The sequence below is a fragment of the Bradyrhizobium sp. BR14999 genome (assembly GCF_056106085.1).
Genome location: NZ_CM148536.1, coordinates 2,825,723 through 2,843,311 on the forward strand (window position 1 = coordinate 2,825,723; position 17,589 = coordinate 2,843,311).

A 17,589-nucleotide genomic window follows, 5' to 3' on the forward strand; every position below is an offset into this window, starting at 1 on the left:
GAGACGCCCCTGAATCCGCCGGCTCAGAGCGCGGCCGCGCTTTGCGCGGGCTCCATCGGCAAATCATCGCCATTGGGATCGCCCGGCGCCGTCGCCCAGGCCAGCTCCACCAGCGTCACGATCCGGCGGCCGCCGCCGTCGAGCTGGCAGACGATCAGGCCCTGCTCCTCCATATAGCTGAGCAGCCGCTGCGCGCGGCGCAGCGAGTGCGAGCCATAGGCGCGCGCGATCGCGGCATCGCCGGGACAGGGCCAGCCTTCCTTCGCCGCGCGCGCGATCATCATGAACACGCCCTGCATGTCGTCGGGCAGGATCGAGGCGCGCAGCGACACGTCCTGCCAGGCGTCGTCGTCGGCGAGGTCAGTGCCGAGCCCGGCGCGGGCGTGCGTCAGCATGCGGCGGAATTCGTTGAGATCAGGCACGGCCGCGCCGAGCCCCTCGATGCGGCAGCGGACCACGAACTCCTGATAGAGCACGCCGATGGCGCGGAAGCCGGCATCGGGCTCGGCGAGCACGGCACGAAGGGTACGATCCACGCGCTCGCGCCGCTCCGCGAGCTCTTCGGCGCTGACCGGAAGTTCGATCGGCTCCGCGCGCGCTTCCGGCGCAGCTGCCGCCTTTGCGGCGCGGAGCTGCTCGAGCAGATCCGGTGCGGGCCGGCGCTGCGGGCGGCTGGCATCGGGCGGCGGCGCCGCCAGGATCACGGCGCGCGCATCTTCCAGCGTCGCTTCCGGCAGCGGCATCAGCCGCGGTGTGGAATTGCGCGGGCTCGTGTCGGTCGGGCCGATGTTCAAACGCAGGGGACGCCGCGACAGCGCCGGTCCCAGCGCCATGAACTGTCCGCGCTCGAGATCGCGAAAAGCTTCGGCCTGCCGCCGCTCCATGCCGAGCAGGTCGGCGGCGCGCGCCATGTCGATGTCGAGGAAGGTCCGGCCCATCAGGAAGTTGGAGGCTTCCGCTGCAACGTTCTTGGCGAGCTTGGCCAGACGCTGGGTCGCGATGATGCCGGCGAGCCCGCGCTTGCGGCCGCGGCACATCAGATTGGTCATGGCGCCGAGCGACAGTTTTCGCGCCTCGTCCGAGACTTCGCCCGCAACCGCCGGCGCAAACAGCTGCGCCTCGTCGACGACCACCAGCATCGGGTACCAATGGTCGCGGTCGACGTCGAACATCCCGCCGAGGAACGCCGCGGCGCGCCGCATCTGGTTCTCGGCATCGAGCCCTTCGAGATTGAGCACGGTGGAGACGCGATGCAGCCGCGCGCGCTCGCCGGCGACCTGAAGGCCGCGCTCGGTGTGATCCTCGGCCTCGATCACCAGATGGCCGAAGCGCTCGGCCAGCGTGACGAAGTCGCCTTCGGGATCAATGATGGCCTGCTGCACCCAGGGCGCGCTCTGTTCCAGCAGCCGCCGCAGCAGATGCGATTTGCCGGATCCCGAATTGCCCTGCACCAGGAGGCGGGTCGCCAGCAGTTCCTCGAGGTCCATGGCCGCCGCGGCACCCGCCGTGGTCTGCCCCATCTCGATCGCAACCGTCATGTCCCCGACTCAAGTCCCGTCATTCGCGGACAGGGGCTTATCAACCCGGCCGAGGCGCGTCGAGCGCTACCGCGCGAATCAGGCCGTGTTGCCCACGGCGGAGTTCAGAGATGATGCGACAACCGTAGAAGCGCGGGCCGATAGGGCGGTAGCGGATCGTCGTCCTCGGTCTCGGGGATGGCGCAGGATCCGAATTCCTGCCTGATCCGTTCGATCTCGGCGATGCGCTCATGCAGCCGCTGCAAATGCTCGGGCGACGTCGCCCGCCAGAACCGGAAGGTGTCGGCGGTGAGCGGCAGGAATGCGGTGCCGAACAGCGTCGGATCGGGAACGACGGTGTGTCCCAGTAGCAGGAACCGCTCGGTGCCGGACACGACAAGGGTCGCATAGCCGCGGTTTCCGATCCGCCTGATCCCATTCAGCGACCATTCGGCAAGCTTGCTGAAATACGGCTCCTCGCGCCAGCGGTCGGGACAATCATCGTCGACCGTGACGTTGACGGCGTCCTGGCTGAAATGCACCACGATGCCCGACTTCGCCGGAAACCAATCGTCGTCGAGATGGCCCTGCAGCCAGGCACAGACGAACGACCGGCACATTTGCGGGCGGCGATCGTAGATGGTGCATCCCATGCCGGCCTGCCAATGTTTGCAGAGCTGGTTCACCGGCTTGTCGACGCCGGCCACTTCGAGGATATCGCAGCAGGCGTTGCATGAGCCGCATTGCCGGACCGGGCGGGCCGCCTTCGGCAGGCCGGTCGCACGAAAACCCTGGCCGTCGCGCACCAGCAGCTTCTGCTTCTCCAGTGCGGTCAACGCGCGCTCGATCTTGAGACGGGACAGTCCGGTGGCGTCGATCACGCTCTTCATCGTCGTCGCGCCTGCCTCGACCGCGCGGACGACGCTCAGCATCGCCTGATCCATTGTTGTTGTTCTTGTTCTCTCGGCCGTGCATTGCGATTTCGCCGGAACAACCGACCCGGCAAAACAGGTCATAGACACCTGACCTAAAAAGATATGTTGCTCACCTCTCTGTCGGCTGGGCAAGAAGCCGGACCCGTTCTGCGCGCATGCAACGTTTGCGCGAATGAAGGGCCTGCACGTGAGGGGAGCCCATTAGCGTCGAATCGGCTCGCTTTGCTCGCGAAGCGCCGGGATATGACGGGCGGCATGCCGTTCGTCTCACGCAGTCGTGATATCAGCGGACCGCGCGTAGGCGCGATGCGAGGGCGACGACCCGGCCGTGCGTCCGATGTGCGACGACTGTCGTTGAGTTTGCGCCACACTGGGAACAGTGCCGTACGCCGAACCTGCAGTGAGCACTGGTTCAGATCGTCACGGCGGCGCGGCATGGGTGACGTTGGGCGCAACGCTCGGCGCCGGCGCCCGCCGTCTCGGGCGTCCCGACCTGGTCACGCGCACCGGTGCGGTCACGCTGGTCGCCATGACCGGCGTGATCCGGATTCAATCGCTCTGGATTGCGTGAGGGCCGACGTCGCTGGAAACGGCGCGCTACTGCGCGCCCGATCCGCCCTGCACGATCTTCTCGTTCAGCTTATGGTCCACAGTGTCGACGGTGCGGTCGATTTCGGCGTTGGGCACACCGAGCTGATGCGAGATCAGTTTCACCAGCAAGTCGACGCGCTCGATGAAGGGCGCGCCGCTCGCGACCGCGCGGGCCGCCGATGACGGCTTGAGCAGGCTTTCGGCGGCCTTGGCATATTTCGCGAACGGCACCTGGTCCTGCGGGTCGGCGCCGAGGCGGCGGGCGATGGCATCGACGTGGTCGTAGATCGTCTGTGACCGCGCGAGGTCGCCATGCACGGCGTCGCGGATCGATTGCGGCTCATTCGGCGTGATGCAGCGGTAATTGCCGGTCAGCAGCATCGACCATTTCGCCAGCGGCACGAACAACGAGTCGAACACCTTCAGCTTCACCGGCACGTCGTGGCCGTCGAGTGTCACCGCGTCGATGTCGGCTTCGAGCTCGCGCAGCAGCTTGTTGTGCTTCTCGTCTGCGAACACCGATGCCTTGAAGTTCGTGGGCAGGCCGACATGGAGCACGTTCGCCGCCTCTTCCGGCGGACGGAACGCCTGCGGGTCGGGCGAGCACAGCGTCACCAGCCCCGGCTCGAACCCCTCCCACACCTGCGCATTGGTGTAGGCCTCCTCGAGATCCATGTCTGCGAGCGCCGGGATCCGCTTCAGATAGGGCAGCGGCGGCATGTTCATGATCGACAGGCACGGCAGCTTCGCCGCCGCGATCTTGACCATGAGAACGCGCACCGTGTGGTTGGTGTATTGCGGCTCCTGCATCGCGAGGCCGACCAGATCGTAACGGGAGAGGTCGACATTGGCCGGTGTCACGGCGTCGAGCTTGCCGGGCAGGTCGCGCGAGAAGATCGCCCGGTGCACCGCCTCGTCGCGCAACTTGATGCGCACCTCGGTACCGTCCCGGTTGATCAGCTCCGCGGTCTTGGCGCGGCACACCAGGGTCACGTTATGACCCGCCATCAGCAGCTTCGTGCCCAGCAGGGAGCCGTAAGAAGCTCCGAGAATCAATATGTTGCGCGCCATGCTCCGTCCCTTTGACAATGTGTGTGATTTTTGAGCCCCGGCCGTCAGCCGCGGGCGAGTTGCCGGCATCTAAAGCGAACTGCGTGGGGATGGCAACTGGGATAATGCATACAAGGAAGTGCCGATACCCCATCCCATCCGCGCCTGTGTCGCCTCCCCGTCAATCCCATCGTGCGAAAATATTCCACTTTACCGAAATTCGGATTTGTCGTATGTGTCGCTCATCCCGGCTCACCCTTGAGGGGCGATCATGTGTCGTGATGATCGCGGAGCCGGGCTTGCGGTGGACGCGGCAGCGTCGGGCGCGAGAGCCAGGGGCAGGGCGGATTGCTCTCCGTGAGCCCTTAAGGCTTCGCGCGGACGGACGGCGCTGTCAGGTTCGTCGTGCCAGCATTTCGATGGCAATGTGCACAACGCCGTCGAACCCTGTGGCGCAGGCGAACCGCGCGTACGGCAAAACCGTGTGGTCCTGGCCGTCGTTGCTACGGTCAAGCCCTGGCGGATGCGGCATTGGCGTCAACTGGCGCAGTGTCGGCGACTTTCGCTGGGGTGAGGGAGGCCAGAGGGAACTCGGCTCCCGGGAGAGCGCGGCATAAGCCGTCAAACCACTGCGCAGGGAAGGCCGTGTGTTGGGCTTCACCTGTATGCTGCTGTGCGGTCTTCTCTGCGTGTGCGTTTCGCGCAGCGGACCGCGGGTGCCAGCCGGCACCCGGCCTTCCCTGGTGTGCCCGGCATGGGCTTCGACTTGGAGGTGAAAGTCCTTCCGTGAGCTGATCACAGCGAGCGAAGTGAACCGCAGAGTGTCGGACCGCGAGGCCGGCGTGAAGGAAGCGGGGAGCGAAGCTGCGGGCCGACGAACAGAAATCGGATATGAGGCGGAGCCGAGCAGGGCGAGCGGGCCAGGAGCCGCAAAGCCGTTGTGATCAAGGCAGGCGACGTAGATCCGGCGGTCGTGCAGCGAAGGTCGAAGGTCTTACCCGGGGAGATCTCGCTTGCACCTGAAAGGGTGACGAGGGTTGCAAGGCCTTCGGAGCGAGAAGTCAGCAGAGGCCGTAGTAGCGGCTTAAAGCCGTGAAGGGCCGAACGATGGGAAGGGCGAAACGCCCACAAACCTCGGGGGAATTATGCCACAGAAGCCGGAAGCCCCGGACGCACGATCGACCGCTGCGGTGAAGCCGCAGCGGCCGGCCGGGCGCGTGGAAGCGCCCCTGACTGGAAGTGGAGACGAGCGCCCAGGAAGCAGCGATCTGATGGAGAAGGTGTGTGAACGCCAGAACCTTCAGGCCGCACTGAAGCGTGTTCGGCAGAATGCGGGCAGTCCCGGCATCGACGGGATGACGGTGGAGGAGCTACCTAACCATCTGCGCGTGCACTGGCCGCTCCTGCGCGAGAAATTGCTCGCGGGGCAGTACCAGCCGCAGCCAGTGAAGCGGGTGGCGATCCCGAAGCCCGGCGGGGGCGAGCGCGAGCTCGGCATCCCCACCGTGCTCGACCGGTTCATCCAGCAGGCCCTGCTGCAGGTTCTGCAACCGCAGTTCGACCCAACCTTCTCGGATGCAAGCTATGGCTTCCGGCCCGGACGGAGTGCGCACGACGCGGTGCGTCGCGCGCAAGCCTATGTGCAGGAAGGCCGCAGCTTCGTGGTGGATATCGACCTGGAGAAGTTCTTCGACCGGGTCAACCACGACATCCTGATGGGAAGGCTGGCCAAACGGATCGCGGACCGTCGGGTGCTGCGGCTGATCCGCCGCTACCTCAATGCGGGCGTGCTCGCAGACGGGGTGGTGATCGAGCGGGGTGAGGGGACGCCGCAAGGCGGTCCGCTGTCTCCGCTATTGGCCAACGTGCTGTTGGACGAAATCGACAAGGAGCTGGAGCGGCGCGGGCATGCCTTCGTCCGCTACGCCGACGATCTGAACGTCTACGTTCGGACGCAGCGTTCGGGCGAGCGGGTGATGACCTCACTGCGCAAGCTGTTCGGGAAGCTGAAGCTCCGCGTCAACGAAACCAAGAGCAAGGTACGACGCGCCACGGCATCGAAGTTCCTCGGCTTCTCCTTTTGGGTGGCTGCGGGACGGACGATCAGGCGGCGCGTCGCACCACAGGCCATCGAACGCATGAAAGAGCGCGTGCGCGACATGACCCGGCGCAGTGCCGGACGCAGTCTCGCACAAATGTGCAAGCCGCTCGGCAAGTATCTGACAGGGTGGAAGGGGTACTTCCGCCTTGCAGAGACGCCCGGCGTCTTTGCCGACATCGACGGGTGGATCCGGCATCGTCTGCGGGCGGTTCAGCTCAAGCACTGGAAGAACGGGCATGTCGTCTACCGCGAATTGATCGCGCGCGGCGTACATCCCGACGAAGCCAGGCGAGTGGCCATCAACAGACGGCGCTGGTGGCGCACCTCGAAGGTGGCGCTCAACAAAGCGTTGCCAAATGAACGCTTCAGACGGCTGGGAGTCCCCTCCCTCGCAAGCTAACCTCAACCCATCGAACCGCCCGGTGCGGACCCGCATGCCGGGTGGTGTGGCAGGGGACGTGGAGCCAAACTCCACGCCTCTATGCCGATCGCCCTCTTGGATCTAGAGGGTGGAGAATCAAGCAAAGCTCGGGCGAAATCCGCCGCGAGAATGCGAAGGCGTGTCTGCCACGCAAATGCGATTTGGAGAACGACGCCATTGCCCCTTGCTCCGTCATTGCGAGGAGCCCTTGCGACGAAGCAATCCAGCATCTTGTCGCGGAAAGACTCTGGATTGCTTCGCTGCGCTCGCAATGACGAGATTGGGGCGAGCGCTAACCACACACGCGCTGTCATCGCCCGGCTCGACCGGGCGATCCAGTATTCCAGAGGCGCTCGTGATTGAGCCGAGAGGCCGCGGCGTACTGGATTCCCCGCCTTCGCGGGGAATGACAGCGTCATTTGGAGGACGACGGCGGCGCCCCTTGCTCAGTCATTGCGAGGAGCCCTTGCGACGAAGCAATCCAGAATCTTTCCGCGGAAAGACTCCGGATTGCTTCGCTACGCTCGCAACGACGAGATTGGGGCGAGCGCTAACCACACATTCGCTGTCATCGCCCGGCTCGACCGGGCGATCCAGTACTCCGAGACGGCAGTGATTGAACCGAGAGGCCGCGGCCTACTGGATTCCCCGCCTTCGCGGGGAATGACAGCGAATTGGAGGACGACGGCAGTGCCCCTTGCTCTGTCATTGCGAGGAGCCCTTGCGACGAAGCAATCCAGAATCCCGCCTCGGAAAGACTCTGGATTGCTTCGCTGCGCTCGCAATGACGATGTGGAGAGAGTGTACGCGCGCATTACGCTCTCGCGGGGCGGCCCATCGCGCTGCGCCTCACCCCTGGCTCGCCACCCGCGCACGGTCGAGATGTGCCTCGATCTTCGGGCGGTCGCGGGTGCGCTCGAAACTGGTGCAGAGCAGCTCGGTCTCCTCGAGCGAAACAGGGGCGCGATACAGCCGGCACATGAACTCGGCGGTCGCGCGTCCCTTGCCGGTGCCCGGGCCGCGTTCGGCGAGAAACATGCAGTCCCGGCAGATGCTGGCGTCGAGGCGCTGATGGGCTGCATCGAGATGATTGAGGATCTCCCGCAGCGAGTCACGCAGTCTGATGCACTCGTCAGTGCCGAGCGAGGTGACTGCGTTCAGCACGTGATTGATCGGGTCGTGCTGGCTCAGGCATTTCTCGCCTTGCGCGGTGACGTGAAGCACGACCGAACGCTTGTCCTCGTGCGACGGCTTTCGCACCAGGAAGGACTTGCTCTCGAGCGTCTTCACGATCTGCGATGCCGTGGCCCTGGTGGCGCCGATAAAGCCGGCAAGCGCGGACGGCGTGCGCGAGAACCTGTTGGCACGGCCGAGAAAGCGCAGCGCCATCCATTCGCGATCGCGCAATCCATGCTGATTGCCTTCGAAATACCAAGCCCTCGCCGCCTGAACCAGCAGCTCGACGGCTTCTCGCGCCAATGGCATGAATCTACCTCGTCCCCGGAACTTCGCGTGCGGCGTTCCGAAGCCGCCTCGCGCCCTGGCTTGCGAATCCGTCGTGAGGCGTCAGACGGCTGGAGGTGCCCGACGAGCACGTCGTGTCCAATTCTCGCTCGAAGGCATGGACTGCAACGCGACCGACCCGGACTGATGGGCGTCGCGTCGTTCGAAGCGCAAGCCTGCGTCGCTGACGGCCCGCAACCAGCGTCGTCGTCGCACGGGAGCCCGAGTTGCCGTCGCCAGCAGACGATGGATCGGAGTAGTTCAACCGAGGCCCCTAAAGTTCAAGTCGCAAGCAGACGTTTCTTGTATCCATCGAAACGATGAATGAGCTTCTCAACAAAATCAAGTACAGACGCTCTCTAAGACTGGATGTCGTTGCAGGCGAATGTAACGTTCAAGACAATCTCGCTCGTCGGGACACATGATAGTGAACGCAATACGCTGCCCGATGAGCAGCATGCACGCAACTATACGTCGGTTTGTGCACGCCACGTCGCTGTCTGTCGTTGATGCAAGTTGATCGAAGCTTGTGCATGACGACGATGTGCGTCGGCATGTCATCCACAACTTGTACGATCCGTCGGGGAATCACCTGAGGGAACTCACAGGAATTGCACGCGGCGGTTGTTGCGGTCGCGGTCGCAGGAATCGCCCGTTCGTCGCTTCCGCTCGATTCCTCTCGTCCGATCGACTGACGTTCTCGCGACGGAAGTCGGTCATGGCTGCGCGTGCGCATGCGCTGGAAGCGTGGCCGCATGCGCAATCGGCTGTCGAAAACAACGGGCAGGGCACGACGGCGTCGCGCGCCATCTCACCGCGCAACCTGCTACTCGCCCCTGAGCATGTCCCGGAGCTCGCGGAACGGATCGGCGCTCGGCGGGGCCGATGCGTCCTGCCGCATCGCGCTGTAGATTCTCGGAACCATGTCGACCGCCTGGTCGAGACCCGAATCGCGCCCCGACTGATATCCGCCCATCAGGCGAAGGTCACGTGTATCCTCGTATTTGGCGATCATGGCGCGCAGCTTGCTCACCAATTCGCGCTCTTCGGGATCCCAGACGTTATGGGCGAGGCGAGAGACCGAGGCCAGAACGTCCACGGCCGGATAGCGCGCCTGGTCGGCGATGTGCCTGGAGAGCACGATGTGTCCATCGAGCGTGCTGCGGATGGTGTCGGCGATCGGCTCGTTGTGATCGTCGCCGTCGACCAGCACGGAGAAAATCCCGGTGATCGTGCCGGATCCCTCCTCGCCGGGGCCGGCGCGCTCCAGAAGCCGCGGCAGATCGGTGAAGACCGTCGGCGCGTAGCCGCGCGCGACCGCGGGCTCGCCTGCGGCGAGTGCAACCTCGCGGGCGGCGTGGGCGAAGCGGGTGATCGAATCGACCATCAGCAGCACCGATTCGCCGCGGTCGCGGAAATATTCGGCGACCGCCATCGCCGTCTTCGGCGCCAGGCGCCGCATCATCGGGCTCTCGTCTCCCGTCGACACGATTGTGACGGCGCGGTGACGGTCGGTGCCCAGCACGTCCTCGATGAACTCGCGCACCTCGCGGCCGCGCTCGCCGACCAGCGCCAGCACGACCGTATCAAAACCCTGGCTGCGGGCGAGCATCGCCAGCAGCGTCGATTTGCCGACGCCGGAGCCGGCAAAGATGCCGACGCGCTGGCCGGCGCAGATCGGCGAGAACAGGTCGATGACGCGCACGCCGGTGCGCAGCGGCTTGTGCACGCGCGCGCGCTTCATGGCCGAAGGTGCCTCGGCCTCCGCCGAGACCGCGCGCGATCCCGGCGTGAGGGGCCCCTGGCCGTCCAGCGGTGCGCCGAGCGCATTGATGACGCGGCCCTTCCAGCTCGGATCGGGCGCAAAGGACAATGGCGGCATCCGGTATGCGACCGAGCCCAGCCCGCCGGCGAATTGGCGATCGAACGGCTTGGCGATGATGCCCTCGTTGTCGATCCGCACCACCTCGCCGATCTGGGGCCTGCCGGCCGAATTGACACCGATGAGCTCGCCGAGCCTGACGAAGCGCGACAGGCCGGAGACGCGGAAATGCGTCGGCGCGATCTCGGAGATCGCGCCGCTGACGCTTGCCAGGGGCGTGCTCTGCTGAAGCTCCAGCAGCGCCCACTCGAGTTGCCGAAGAGCGTTCAAGGAAACCGTCCAACCTCATTGCGCGCGAGGCGCAGCCTATTTGCCGGGTTCGCCCAGCGTCCGGATTGCATTCTGGAGCGAGCTCTCGGTGCCCTCGATCATCGAATTGGTGCCGTCGAAGGCGCGCGAGGCCGCGATCAGCTTCGTCAATTCCATCATCGGATTGGCGCCGGAGCCTTCGACGTAGCCTTGCTTGAAGCCGTCGCGGGAGAAATCGGCGATCGCGGTCGCGGGACGATCGGGCGTGACGCCGGAATTGCCATAGCGCTCGAGATTGGCATCCGCGGGAATGTTGAACAGGCCGATGGTGCCGATCTCGTTGTTGTCCTGGGTGATGGCGCCGCTGCGCGCGATCGAGATCGGTCCGCCGTTGGGATCGAGCGTGATCTGCGCGCCGCCGGAATCGATTACGGGAAAGCCGGACACGGTCTGAAGGTCGCCGTTGGGGGCGATCTGGAGGCGGCCGTCACGGGTATAGACCGTGCCGTTCGGACCGGCGAAGGCGATCCAGCCCTGTCCGACCACGGCGACGTCGAGCGGGTTGCCGCTCTCGGTGATGTTGCCCATCTCGCGGGAGATGATGTTGTCGCCGGGCGAGGAGAAGGCGACCGGGTTCGCGCCCGCCTTGGACAGCACGGTCTCGAACTTCACCACGTCGGTGCGGAACGCCGCTGTGTTGACGTTGGCGACGTTGTTGGCGATCGTCTGGAGGCGCTTTTCGAGGGCGACCTGCGCCGACAATCCCACATAGAGAGCCGATTGCATGACTTACTTTCCGAAGCGGATGGACTGAAGTTTCGAGAGCATGTCGGTATCCATGCTGGCCATCGACGACGCGCCGCCGATCAGGACCAGCACGGGATTGGTCGAGTTGTCGCTCTGGGCCTGGGCCGCATCCCACATCGCGGCAAAGCGCTGCACGAATTTGGTGACCTTGGCCGGGTCCTGGAAATCGGTGAGCTTGATCTTGTCCGTGATCATCTTGGCCTGGGCGTCGATGTCGGCCGAGCTGATCGTCGACGGCAGGCCGAGCGCGGTCTGAACCACCTGCGTCAGCGCCTTGTCGGCGAGGATCTGGTAGGCGGTGGTGACGGTGGAGGCCTTGCGGGTGAAATAGAGCGCCAGCCGCAGGCCCTCGTTCTGGTCGCCGGCTTTCTGCTCCATCGTCTGCCTGACATATTGGGTCGCCGTCCCGGTCGTGGCCTGGGTGGTCTGGGTCGCGTTGCTGCCGAGGGCGGCGAAGTTGAACGCCGTGGCGAATTCACGATAGCGGACGTCGGTGAGCTTGTTGGCGAAGGTGTTCTTGTTGGCGACACCTTCGGTCAGCACCTTGCGCATGAACGCCTTGGCATAGGTCATGTCGCTGAGGCCATAGGCCTTCATCGCATAGGAGTAGAGCCGGTAGTCCTTCAGGAAATCGTCGATGGTCTTCACGTTGCCGATATGGCTGAGGAAATAATCGGTCTCGCGGCTGACGTCCGGCTGTTTCGCGACCTGTGTCAGCGACTTGCCCATGTCCTTGGTCAGTCTGGTGTAATCCGCGATGGTGGATAGCATGACACGCGTCCCTCTGGCCGCTCTTGCAACATCGTCTCAAGCTGCCGCGAATTGCTTGCGCGGGGCTGGCGGTCCCGAAGCCAGCTTCGCGCAAGCGTCGCCGACTAGATATTCCCGCTGGGATCGGCGATGGAGCGGCGCGTTGGGCAGTTTCGTGGGGATTTTCATCACGGTGGCGGCACTGCTCGGCGGATTTGCCGCCATGGGCGGGCACCTGGCCGTGCTCATGCAGCCGTGGGAGTTCGTGATCATCATGGGCACCGCCGTCGGCACCTTCATCGTGGCCAATCCGTGGAAGACGGTCGTGGACACCGGGGTTGCCTGCATGCAGGCCATCACCGGCGCTGTGCCCAGTGAGCGCTATTATCTCGATCTGCTCGGCGCGCTCCATGCCCTGATGCGCGAGCTGCGAGGCAAGGGCCGCAACGAGGTCGAGGCGCATATCGACGATCCATCCTCCTCGGAGATATTCAAGGCGTTTCCGAGCGTGCTCTCCGACCCCGCGCTGCTCCAGTTCATCTGCGACTATGTCCGCCTGATCATCATGGGGAATGCGCGCACGCACGAGATCGAGGCGTTGATGGACGAGGAGATCCACACCATCGTGAAGAGCAAGCTGACGCCATACCATGCGCTGGTGGTGGTGTCCGAGGCGCTGCCGGCGCTCGGCATCGTCGCCGCGGTGCTCGGCGTCATCAAGGCCATGGGGGCCCTCGACCAGTCGCCGAAGTTGCTGGGCGGCTTCATCGGCGCGGCCCTCGCCGGCATCTTCCTGTCCTACGGCATCATTTCGCCCTTCGCGCTGAAGATCAAGATGACGCGCGAGAAGAAGTGCCGGCCCTATATCATCGTCAAGCAGACGCTGCTGGCGTTCATGAACGGCGCCATGCCGCAGATCGCCGTCGAACACGGCCGCAAGATGATCGCCAGCACCGAGCGGCCGTCGATCGACGTCGTCGAGAACGAAACGATTGCAGGTCCCAAGGTCGTCGTGACCGAGGCTGAACCGAAGGCTGCCCGCGCATGATGATGGAAGACGTCGACGTCGATCAGCGCAAGCAGCTGCCGAACTACCTGCTGGACGCCGCCGGCATATCGATCGAGCGCATGCCGATGCTCAATGTGATCTTCGATCGCATGGCGGCATCGTGCACCGACAGCCTGCAGCCGATGGCCGGAACGCCGTGCTATTTTTCGGTCAACGGCATCACCAACGACCGCGTCGGCGACATCATCAAGGATTACGAGGCCAACGCGGTCGCGGCGGTGCTCTATGCCGAGCAGTGGGACTCCCGTGTCATCATCATGCTCGACCGCGATTTCGTGTTCACGATGGTCGAGGCGATGTTCGGCTCCGACGGCGCCGAACCGCCGCTCGACGTCGAGCGCGCGTTCTCGAACATCGAAATCCGCCTTGTCCAGGCGCTGTTCGAGCGGTTCGCCAAGGCGCTGCAATCCGCCTTTGCCGGAACTTCCAACGTCACCTTCCGCGTGGAACGGGTCGAGACCGCCATGGCCTCGCTGGCGATCGGACGCAGCGGCAACATGTCGATCTGCGCGAACATCATGTTGCAGGCGCTCTATCGCGGCGGCCAGATGTTCCTCATCATTCCGCACTCCGCGCTCAACCCGCTCAGGCAGAAGCTCGCGCATGTCGTCGTCAGCGACGGCCGCGCGGCCGATCCGCGCTGGCGCGAGCAGATGGAGAGCGAGGTTCACCGCACCGAGGTGACGCTGAGCGCGGTGCTCGACGAGAAGATGATATCGCTCGGCGACGTCGTGAAGTTCCAGGTCGGGCAGGTGCTCGAGCTCGAAGCCACGCCGCGCACGCTCGCCCGGCTCGAAAGCAACAACCAGGTGCTGTTCTGGTGTCAGATCGGCCAGCTTGATGGCTATTACGCCATGCAGGTGGCAGATCCCGTCGATCAGAAACGGGAGTTCGTCGATGATATCCTATCTCGTTGATGCCGTGCTGCTGATTGCGCTCGCCTTCACCAGCATGCGGGTGACCCGGATGCACCGTGAACTGGCGCGGCTGCGCAGCTACCAGGGTGAATTCTCGACCATCGTCCACGAGACGGCGGGCGCCTTCGACACGGTGATCAATGCGGCGCACGATTCCACCGCAAATCTCGGACGGCTCGCCAACGTGCTGAGCACGAAGATCGATCAGGCCCACGAGGCGATCGCGGCGCTGGATGCGAGGACCGGGCTCGTGCCCGTCGCGACCACAGGCGGCGCCGACGTGAACAAGCATTGAAGCCGAAGCCGGCGAAAACGATACGGTCGGAGCGCGGCGGTGCTCCGGGAGCGGAAATACCAAGAGGCGATACCAAATGGCGCAATCCTTCGATTATGAGTTTGCCACTCGCGCATCGGCATCCGACGAGGGGCACACCGACGCATCTCCACTGGAGCGGCTGGCGGAGATTGCCGCGCGCACGGCGGAGGAGACCGGCAAGTTCGCCAATGTCGATGCCATACTGCGCATTCCCGTCACCATGCAGGTGGTGCTGGGATCGGCGACCATTCCGGTGGCGAACCTGATGAAGCTCGGGCGCGGCGCCGTGGTGCCGCTCGATCATCGCGTCGGCGAACCCGTCGATGTCGTCGTCAACGGCCGCATCGTCGCCCGCGGCGAGGTGGTCGTGGTCGAAGAAGACAATTCCCGCTTCGGCGTCTCGCTGACGGAAATCGTCGGTCCGCTGGGGCAGGGTGATACCTGACCATGGCGGCACAGGTCGGCATCGCTCCCGTCAAGCAGCGAGGCGTCGCCACACTGGGCGGAACGGAAAAGGTCGCTGCGCTCCTGCTGGCCATGGGCCGGCAGGCGGCCGCGAGCGTGCTCCAGCAGTTCGAGCCGCAGGAGATCCGCATCGTCACCAAGGCCGCGGCGGAGCTGCGGCCGATCACGGCGCAGGAGCTCGAGGGAATCGTCGAGGAGTTCGCCCAGCAATTTTCGATGGGCGCCAACATCCTCGGCACGCTCGGCGGTCTCGAGGCCGTGCTCGGCGACGTGCTGCCGGCCGACCAGGTCTCGCAGATCATGTCGGACCTGCTCGGCAATTCGAGCCGGTCGGTCTGGGATCGCGTCTCCTCGGTGTCGGAGAACTCGCTCGCGAGCTATCTCTCCAAGGAGCACCCGCAGACCGCGGCGCTCATCCTGTCCAAGGTCAAGCCGGCCTGCGCCGCCAAGGTCATGAGCCAGCTGCCGTCCAGCCTGCGCAACGAGCTGATGCGGCGCGTGCTGAGCCTCAAGCCGATCGTCGACGACGCCATGCGCATCATCGAGAAGACGCTGCACGAGGACTTGACGCTCAACTTCGCTCGCAATCTCGGCGCCGACACCTACGCCCGCGTCGCCGACATCATCAACAAGATGGAGCGCGGCCATATCGAGGACATGCTGAAGAGCCTGTCGGAGAAGCGGCCGAAGTCGGCCGAAGTGCTGAAGGAGCTGCTGTTCACGTTCGACGACGTCATCAACCTGACGCCGAAGGCGCGCACCATGATCTTCGACCAGGTGCCGACCGATCGCATCGTCGTCGCGCTCAAGGGCACCGACAAGAGCTTCCGCGAGCTGATCCTGTCCTCGGTCGCCTCGCGCGTCCGCCGCGTCGTCGAGCACGAGCTCGCCATCGGCGAGCCGTCGAACCAGCGCGATGTGCTGGAGGCGCGGCGCGTGATCACCGATCTCGCGCTCGAGCTCGCGGAGAAGGGTGAAATCGAGCTCAACCCCGAGCAGGAGGATGAGCTGGTCTTCCGCTGACCGCTGAACGGGCATGGCAGAAACATCCGATCAGGAGAGCAAGACAGAAGAGCCGACCGAGAAGAAAGTCCGTGATGCGCTCGAACAGGGCAAAATCCCGGTCTCTCGGGAGGCGTCCATCTTCGCCTCGATGGCTGCCCTGATGGTGATCCAGGCCTTTCTGATCGGCCAGGGCGTGCAGCAATTGACGCCGACGCTGAAGAGCTTTCTCGACGATCCCGAGGGCTTCCCCCTCAGCACCGCGGCGGACGCGCAGAACCTGCTCACCGTGGTGGGACTTCATTCGCTGCGATTCCTGGTACCGCTGGTCGTCATCATGATGGTATTCGGCCTCGCCGCCTCGCTGCTGCAAAATGCGCCGCGCCTGGTGCTGGAGCGCATCAAGCCGGACGTGTCGCGCATCTCCCCGGTCAGCGGCTGGAGCCGTCTGTTCGGCACGCAAGGACTCGTCGAATTCGCCAAGTCGTTGTTCAAGCTCGCCTCGGTGACCGCCGTCGTCGCCTTCGTGCTGCGCTCGTCCGAGGCGAAGGCGTTCGAGGCGATGTACACCGATCCGGTGGCGCTGCCGGAGATGATCCTCAACATCGCGATGCGGATCGTCTCGGCGATCTGCATCGCGACCATCGTCCTGGTCGCGATCGATCTCGCCTGGTCGCGCTTCCACTGGCGGCGCGAGCTGCGCATGACCAGGCAGGAGATCAAGGATGAGCACAAGCAGGCCGAGGGCGATCCGCTGATCAAGGCGCGCCTGCGCTCGCTGGCGCGCGACCGCTCGCGCCAGCGCATGATCGCCTCCGCCGCGCGCGCGACGCTGGTGATCGCGAACCCGACGCATTTCGCGATCGCGCTGCGCTACAAACGCGAGGAGAATGCGGCGCCGCTGGTGGTCGCCAAGGGCATGGACGTGATCGCGCTGAAGATCCGCGAAGTCGCCGAGCAGAACCGGATTCCCGTGATCGAAAACAAGGCGCTGGCGCGCGCGCTCTACGAGGCGGTGCAGGTCGACCAGGTGATTCCCGCGGAATTCTTCCGCCCCGTCGCCGAGATCATCTACTTCCTCCAGTCCAAGCAGACAGCACGGCCCGAGAAGGTCCAGTAGATTTCCGAGGATGGTGCTTCGCGCAACAGCTTGACGAAAGCTTAACGCCCTAGGGTTCTCCCGAATGGACTAGAACGGGGCTGTCGTGGGACCGCTTTATCTCTTCGAACTCGCATCGTCGCAGGCGCGCTACCTTGAGCTCCGCCAGTCGACCATCGCCACCAACGTCGCCAATGCCAACACGCCGGGCTTCAAGGCGCGCGACGTCGAGCCCTTCAACAAGGTGCTCGACGGCATGCCGGTCAGGCTGGCGACGACCTCGCCCTCGCACATGCAGTTGTCCGCCGCCGAGACCGACACGCGCAAGATCGCTAAGAAGGACAGCTGGGAAGTGGTTCACTCCGGCAATTCGGTCAGTCTCGAGCAGGAAATGATCAAGGGCAACGACGTCAATCGCGACTATTCGATGAACTCGGCGATCGTGCGGTCGTTTCACCGTATGGTCCTGTCGAGTGCGAAGGCCTGAGGTGAATTGATATGCTGGACTCTCTGCAGTCGTCATTGACCGTCGCAAGCTCCGGGCTCGAAGCGCAATCGACGCGCATGCGCATCGTCTCGGAGAACCTCGCCAACGCGACGTCGACCGGGCGCACCGCCGGGGCTGATCCGTATCAGCGCAAGACCATCACCTTCGATGCCGCCATGGATCGTGCCTCGGGTGCACAGCTTGCGAAAGTCAAGGAGATCGGGGTCGACACCACGCCGTACCGCGTCGAGTACGACCCGGGGCATCCCGCCGCCGACAAGGCCGGCTACGTCAAGCTGCCGAACGTCAACATGATGATCGAGATGGCCGACATGCGAGAGGTCAACCGGTCCTATGAAGCCAATCTCCAGGTTGTGAAGCAGGTGAGGTCGATGCTGGGCATGACCATCGACCTCTTGAGGAGCTGA

17 protein-coding genes are annotated in these 17,589 nt (G+C 64.6%); 10 read left to right on the top strand and 7 right to left on the bottom strand.

Going from position 1 to position 17,589, the window contains the following annotated elements; translation table 11 throughout:
* Nucleotides 1-23 precede the first annotated feature (23 nt).
* Nucleotides 24-1,538: a helicase HerA domain-containing protein gene (locus tag ACR9YP_RS12960; protein ID WP_128936255.1), complete on the bottom strand. Its 1,515-nt coding sequence runs from the start codon at nucleotides 1,536-1,538 to the stop codon at nucleotides 24-26.
* Nucleotides 1,539-1,642: 104 nt separating this feature from the next.
* Nucleotides 1,643-2,461, bottom strand: a complete 819-nt coding sequence (locus tag ACR9YP_RS12965; protein ID WP_438104831.1) for a YkgJ family cysteine cluster protein — start codon at nucleotides 2,459-2,461, stop codon at nucleotides 1,643-1,645.
* A gap of 391 nt (nucleotides 2,462-2,852) precedes the next feature.
* On the opposite strand from ACR9YP_RS12965, the gene ACR9YP_RS12970 reads away from it, so the two are divergent.
* Nucleotides 2,853-3,023: a hypothetical protein gene (locus tag ACR9YP_RS12970; protein ID WP_438104829.1), complete on the top strand. Its 171-nt coding sequence runs from the start codon at nucleotides 2,853-2,855 to the stop codon at nucleotides 3,021-3,023.
* 26 nt (nucleotides 3,024-3,049) lie between these two features.
* Here ACR9YP_RS12970 and ACR9YP_RS12975 read toward each other — a convergent pair whose 3' ends face one another.
* Nucleotides 3,050-4,114 carry a ketopantoate reductase family protein gene (locus tag ACR9YP_RS12975; protein ID WP_474220084.1) on the bottom strand — a complete coding sequence of 355 codons (1,065 nt, stop codon included), beginning with the start codon at nucleotides 4,112-4,114 and terminating at the stop codon, nucleotides 3,050-3,052.
* Between the two features lie 1,124 nt (nucleotides 4,115-5,238).
* Here ACR9YP_RS12975 and ltrA point away from each other — a divergent pair.
* Nucleotides 5,239-6,594: a group II intron reverse transcriptase/maturase gene (gene ltrA / locus ACR9YP_RS12980; RefSeq protein ID WP_474217016.1), complete on the top strand. Its 1,356-nt coding sequence runs from the start codon at nucleotides 5,239-5,241 to the stop codon at nucleotides 6,592-6,594.
* An 870-nt stretch (nucleotides 6,595-7,464) separates the two neighbouring features.
* Here the strand turns inward: ltrA and ACR9YP_RS12985 are convergent.
* The 4 genes from ACR9YP_RS12985 to ACR9YP_RS13000 all read right to left on the bottom strand — a co-directional run bounded on the left by ACR9YP_RS12985 (nucleotide 7,465) and on the right by ACR9YP_RS13000 (nucleotide 11,827).
* Nucleotides 7,465-8,100 carry a MarR family winged helix-turn-helix transcriptional regulator gene (locus ACR9YP_RS12985; protein ID WP_474220088.1) on the bottom strand — a complete coding sequence of 212 codons (636 nt, stop codon included), beginning with the start codon at nucleotides 8,098-8,100 and terminating at the stop codon, nucleotides 7,465-7,467.
* A gap of 844 nt (nucleotides 8,101-8,944) precedes the next feature.
* Nucleotides 8,945-10,270 carry a flagellar protein export ATPase FliI gene (gene fliI, locus ACR9YP_RS12990; RefSeq protein WP_474220090.1) on the bottom strand — a complete coding sequence of 442 codons (1,326 nt, stop codon included), beginning with the start codon at nucleotides 10,268-10,270 and terminating at the stop codon, nucleotides 8,945-8,947.
* 36 nt (nucleotides 10,271-10,306) lie between these two features.
* The gene (gene flgF / locus ACR9YP_RS12995; protein ID WP_091879923.1) at nucleotides 10,307-11,035 is read right to left on the bottom strand and encodes a flagellar basal-body rod protein FlgF; all 729 of its coding nucleotides are present in this window, start codon (nucleotides 11,033-11,035) and stop codon (nucleotides 10,307-10,309) included.
* A gap of 3 nt (nucleotides 11,036-11,038) precedes the next feature.
* The gene (locus tag ACR9YP_RS13000; protein WP_370988433.1) at nucleotides 11,039-11,827 is read right to left on the bottom strand and encodes a DUF1217 domain-containing protein; all 789 of its coding nucleotides are present in this window, start codon (nucleotides 11,825-11,827) and stop codon (nucleotides 11,039-11,041) included.
* Between the two features lie 142 nt (nucleotides 11,828-11,969).
* Between ACR9YP_RS13000 and motA the strand changes: the two genes are divergently transcribed.
* The 8 genes from motA (at nucleotide 11,970) to flgC (ending at nucleotide 17,589) form a co-directional block, all read left to right on the top strand.
* Nucleotides 11,970-12,854 (top strand): flagellar motor stator protein MotA, encoded by an 885-nt coding sequence (motA, locus tag ACR9YP_RS13005; RefSeq protein ID WP_474220093.1) that lies wholly within the window; start codon nucleotides 11,970-11,972, stop codon nucleotides 12,852-12,854.
* Entirely contained in the window at nucleotides 12,851-13,792 is a 942-nt protein-coding gene (locus tag ACR9YP_RS13010) for a flagellar motor switch protein FliM (RefSeq protein ID WP_091879920.1), read from the top strand. Before motA ends, ACR9YP_RS13010 begins: the two co-directional genes overlap by 4 nt.
* Nucleotides 13,773-14,087: a hypothetical protein gene (locus ACR9YP_RS13015; RefSeq protein ID WP_370988435.1), complete on the top strand. Its 315-nt coding sequence runs from the start codon at nucleotides 13,773-13,775 to the stop codon at nucleotides 14,085-14,087. Before ACR9YP_RS13010 ends, ACR9YP_RS13015 begins: the two co-directional genes overlap by 20 nt.
* Before the next feature lie 76 nt (nucleotides 14,088-14,163).
* Nucleotides 14,164-14,553 carry a flagellar motor switch protein FliN gene (gene fliN / locus ACR9YP_RS13020; RefSeq protein ID WP_474220096.1) on the top strand — a complete coding sequence of 130 codons (390 nt, stop codon included), beginning with the start codon at nucleotides 14,164-14,166 and terminating at the stop codon, nucleotides 14,551-14,553.
* 2 nt (nucleotides 14,554-14,555) lie between these two features.
* The gene (locus tag ACR9YP_RS13025) at nucleotides 14,556-15,596 is read left to right on the top strand and encodes a flagellar motor switch protein FliG (protein ID WP_091879912.1); all 1,041 of its coding nucleotides are present in this window, start codon (nucleotides 14,556-14,558) and stop codon (nucleotides 15,594-15,596) included.
* 13 nt (nucleotides 15,597-15,609) lie between these two features.
* A complete protein-coding gene (flhB, locus tag ACR9YP_RS13030) occupies nucleotides 15,610-16,695 on the top strand; it encodes a flagellar biosynthesis protein FlhB (protein WP_474220099.1) in 1,086 nt (361 codons plus the stop codon).
* A gap of 85 nt (nucleotides 16,696-16,780) precedes the next feature.
* Complete coding sequence (gene flgB / locus ACR9YP_RS13035) at nucleotides 16,781-17,161, top strand: flagellar basal body rod protein FlgB (RefSeq protein ID WP_474220101.1); 381 nt, start codon at nucleotides 16,781-16,783, stop codon at nucleotides 17,159-17,161.
* Between the two features lie 11 nt (nucleotides 17,162-17,172).
* Nucleotides 17,173-17,589 (top strand): flagellar basal body rod protein FlgC, encoded by a 417-nt coding sequence (gene flgC / locus ACR9YP_RS13040; RefSeq protein WP_060735083.1) that lies wholly within the window; start codon nucleotides 17,173-17,175, stop codon nucleotides 17,587-17,589.

What these genes read in the sequence shown, in the direction of transcription:
- ltrA (WP_474217016.1), top strand. Translation starts at nt 5,239, where the DNA reads ATGCCACAGAAGCCGGAAGCCCCGGACGCACGATCGACCGCTGCGGTG.
- fliN (WP_474220096.1), top strand. Translation starts at nt 14,164, where the DNA reads ATGGCGCAATCCTTCGATTATGAGTTTGCCACTCGCGCATCGGCATCC.
- ACR9YP_RS12985 (WP_474220088.1), bottom strand. Translation starts at nt 8,100, where the DNA reads ATGCCATTGGCGCGAGAAGCCGTCGAGCTGCTGGTTCAGGCGGCGAGG.
- flgC (WP_060735083.1), top strand. Translation starts at nt 17,173, where the DNA reads ATGCTGGACTCTCTGCAGTCGTCATTGACCGTCGCAAGCTCCGGGCTC.
- ACR9YP_RS12975 (WP_474220084.1), bottom strand. Translation starts at nt 4,114, where the DNA reads ATGGCGCGCAACATATTGATTCTCGGAGCTTCTTACGGCTCCCTGCTG.
- ACR9YP_RS13000 (WP_370988433.1), bottom strand. Translation starts at nt 11,827, where the DNA reads ATGCTATCCACCATCGCGGATTACACCAGACTGACCAAGGACATGGGC.
- ACR9YP_RS13010 (WP_091879920.1), top strand. Translation starts at nt 12,851, where the DNA reads ATGATGATGGAAGACGTCGACGTCGATCAGCGCAAGCAGCTGCCGAAC.
- ACR9YP_RS12965 (WP_438104831.1), bottom strand. Translation starts at nt 2,461, where the DNA reads ATGGATCAGGCGATGCTGAGCGTCGTCCGCGCGGTCGAGGCAGGCGCG.
- flgF (WP_091879923.1), bottom strand. Translation starts at nt 11,035, where the DNA reads ATGCAATCGGCTCTCTATGTGGGATTGTCGGCGCAGGTCGCCCTCGAA.
- ACR9YP_RS13015 (WP_370988435.1), top strand. Translation starts at nt 13,773, where the DNA reads ATGATATCCTATCTCGTTGATGCCGTGCTGCTGATTGCGCTCGCCTTC.
- ACR9YP_RS13025 (WP_091879912.1), top strand. Translation starts at nt 14,556, where the DNA reads ATGGCGGCACAGGTCGGCATCGCTCCCGTCAAGCAGCGAGGCGTCGCC.
- ACR9YP_RS12960 (WP_128936255.1), bottom strand. Translation starts at nt 1,538, where the DNA reads ATGACGGTTGCGATCGAGATGGGGCAGACCACGGCGGGTGCCGCGGCG.
- flhB (WP_474220099.1), top strand. Translation starts at nt 15,610, where the DNA reads ATGGCAGAAACATCCGATCAGGAGAGCAAGACAGAAGAGCCGACCGAG.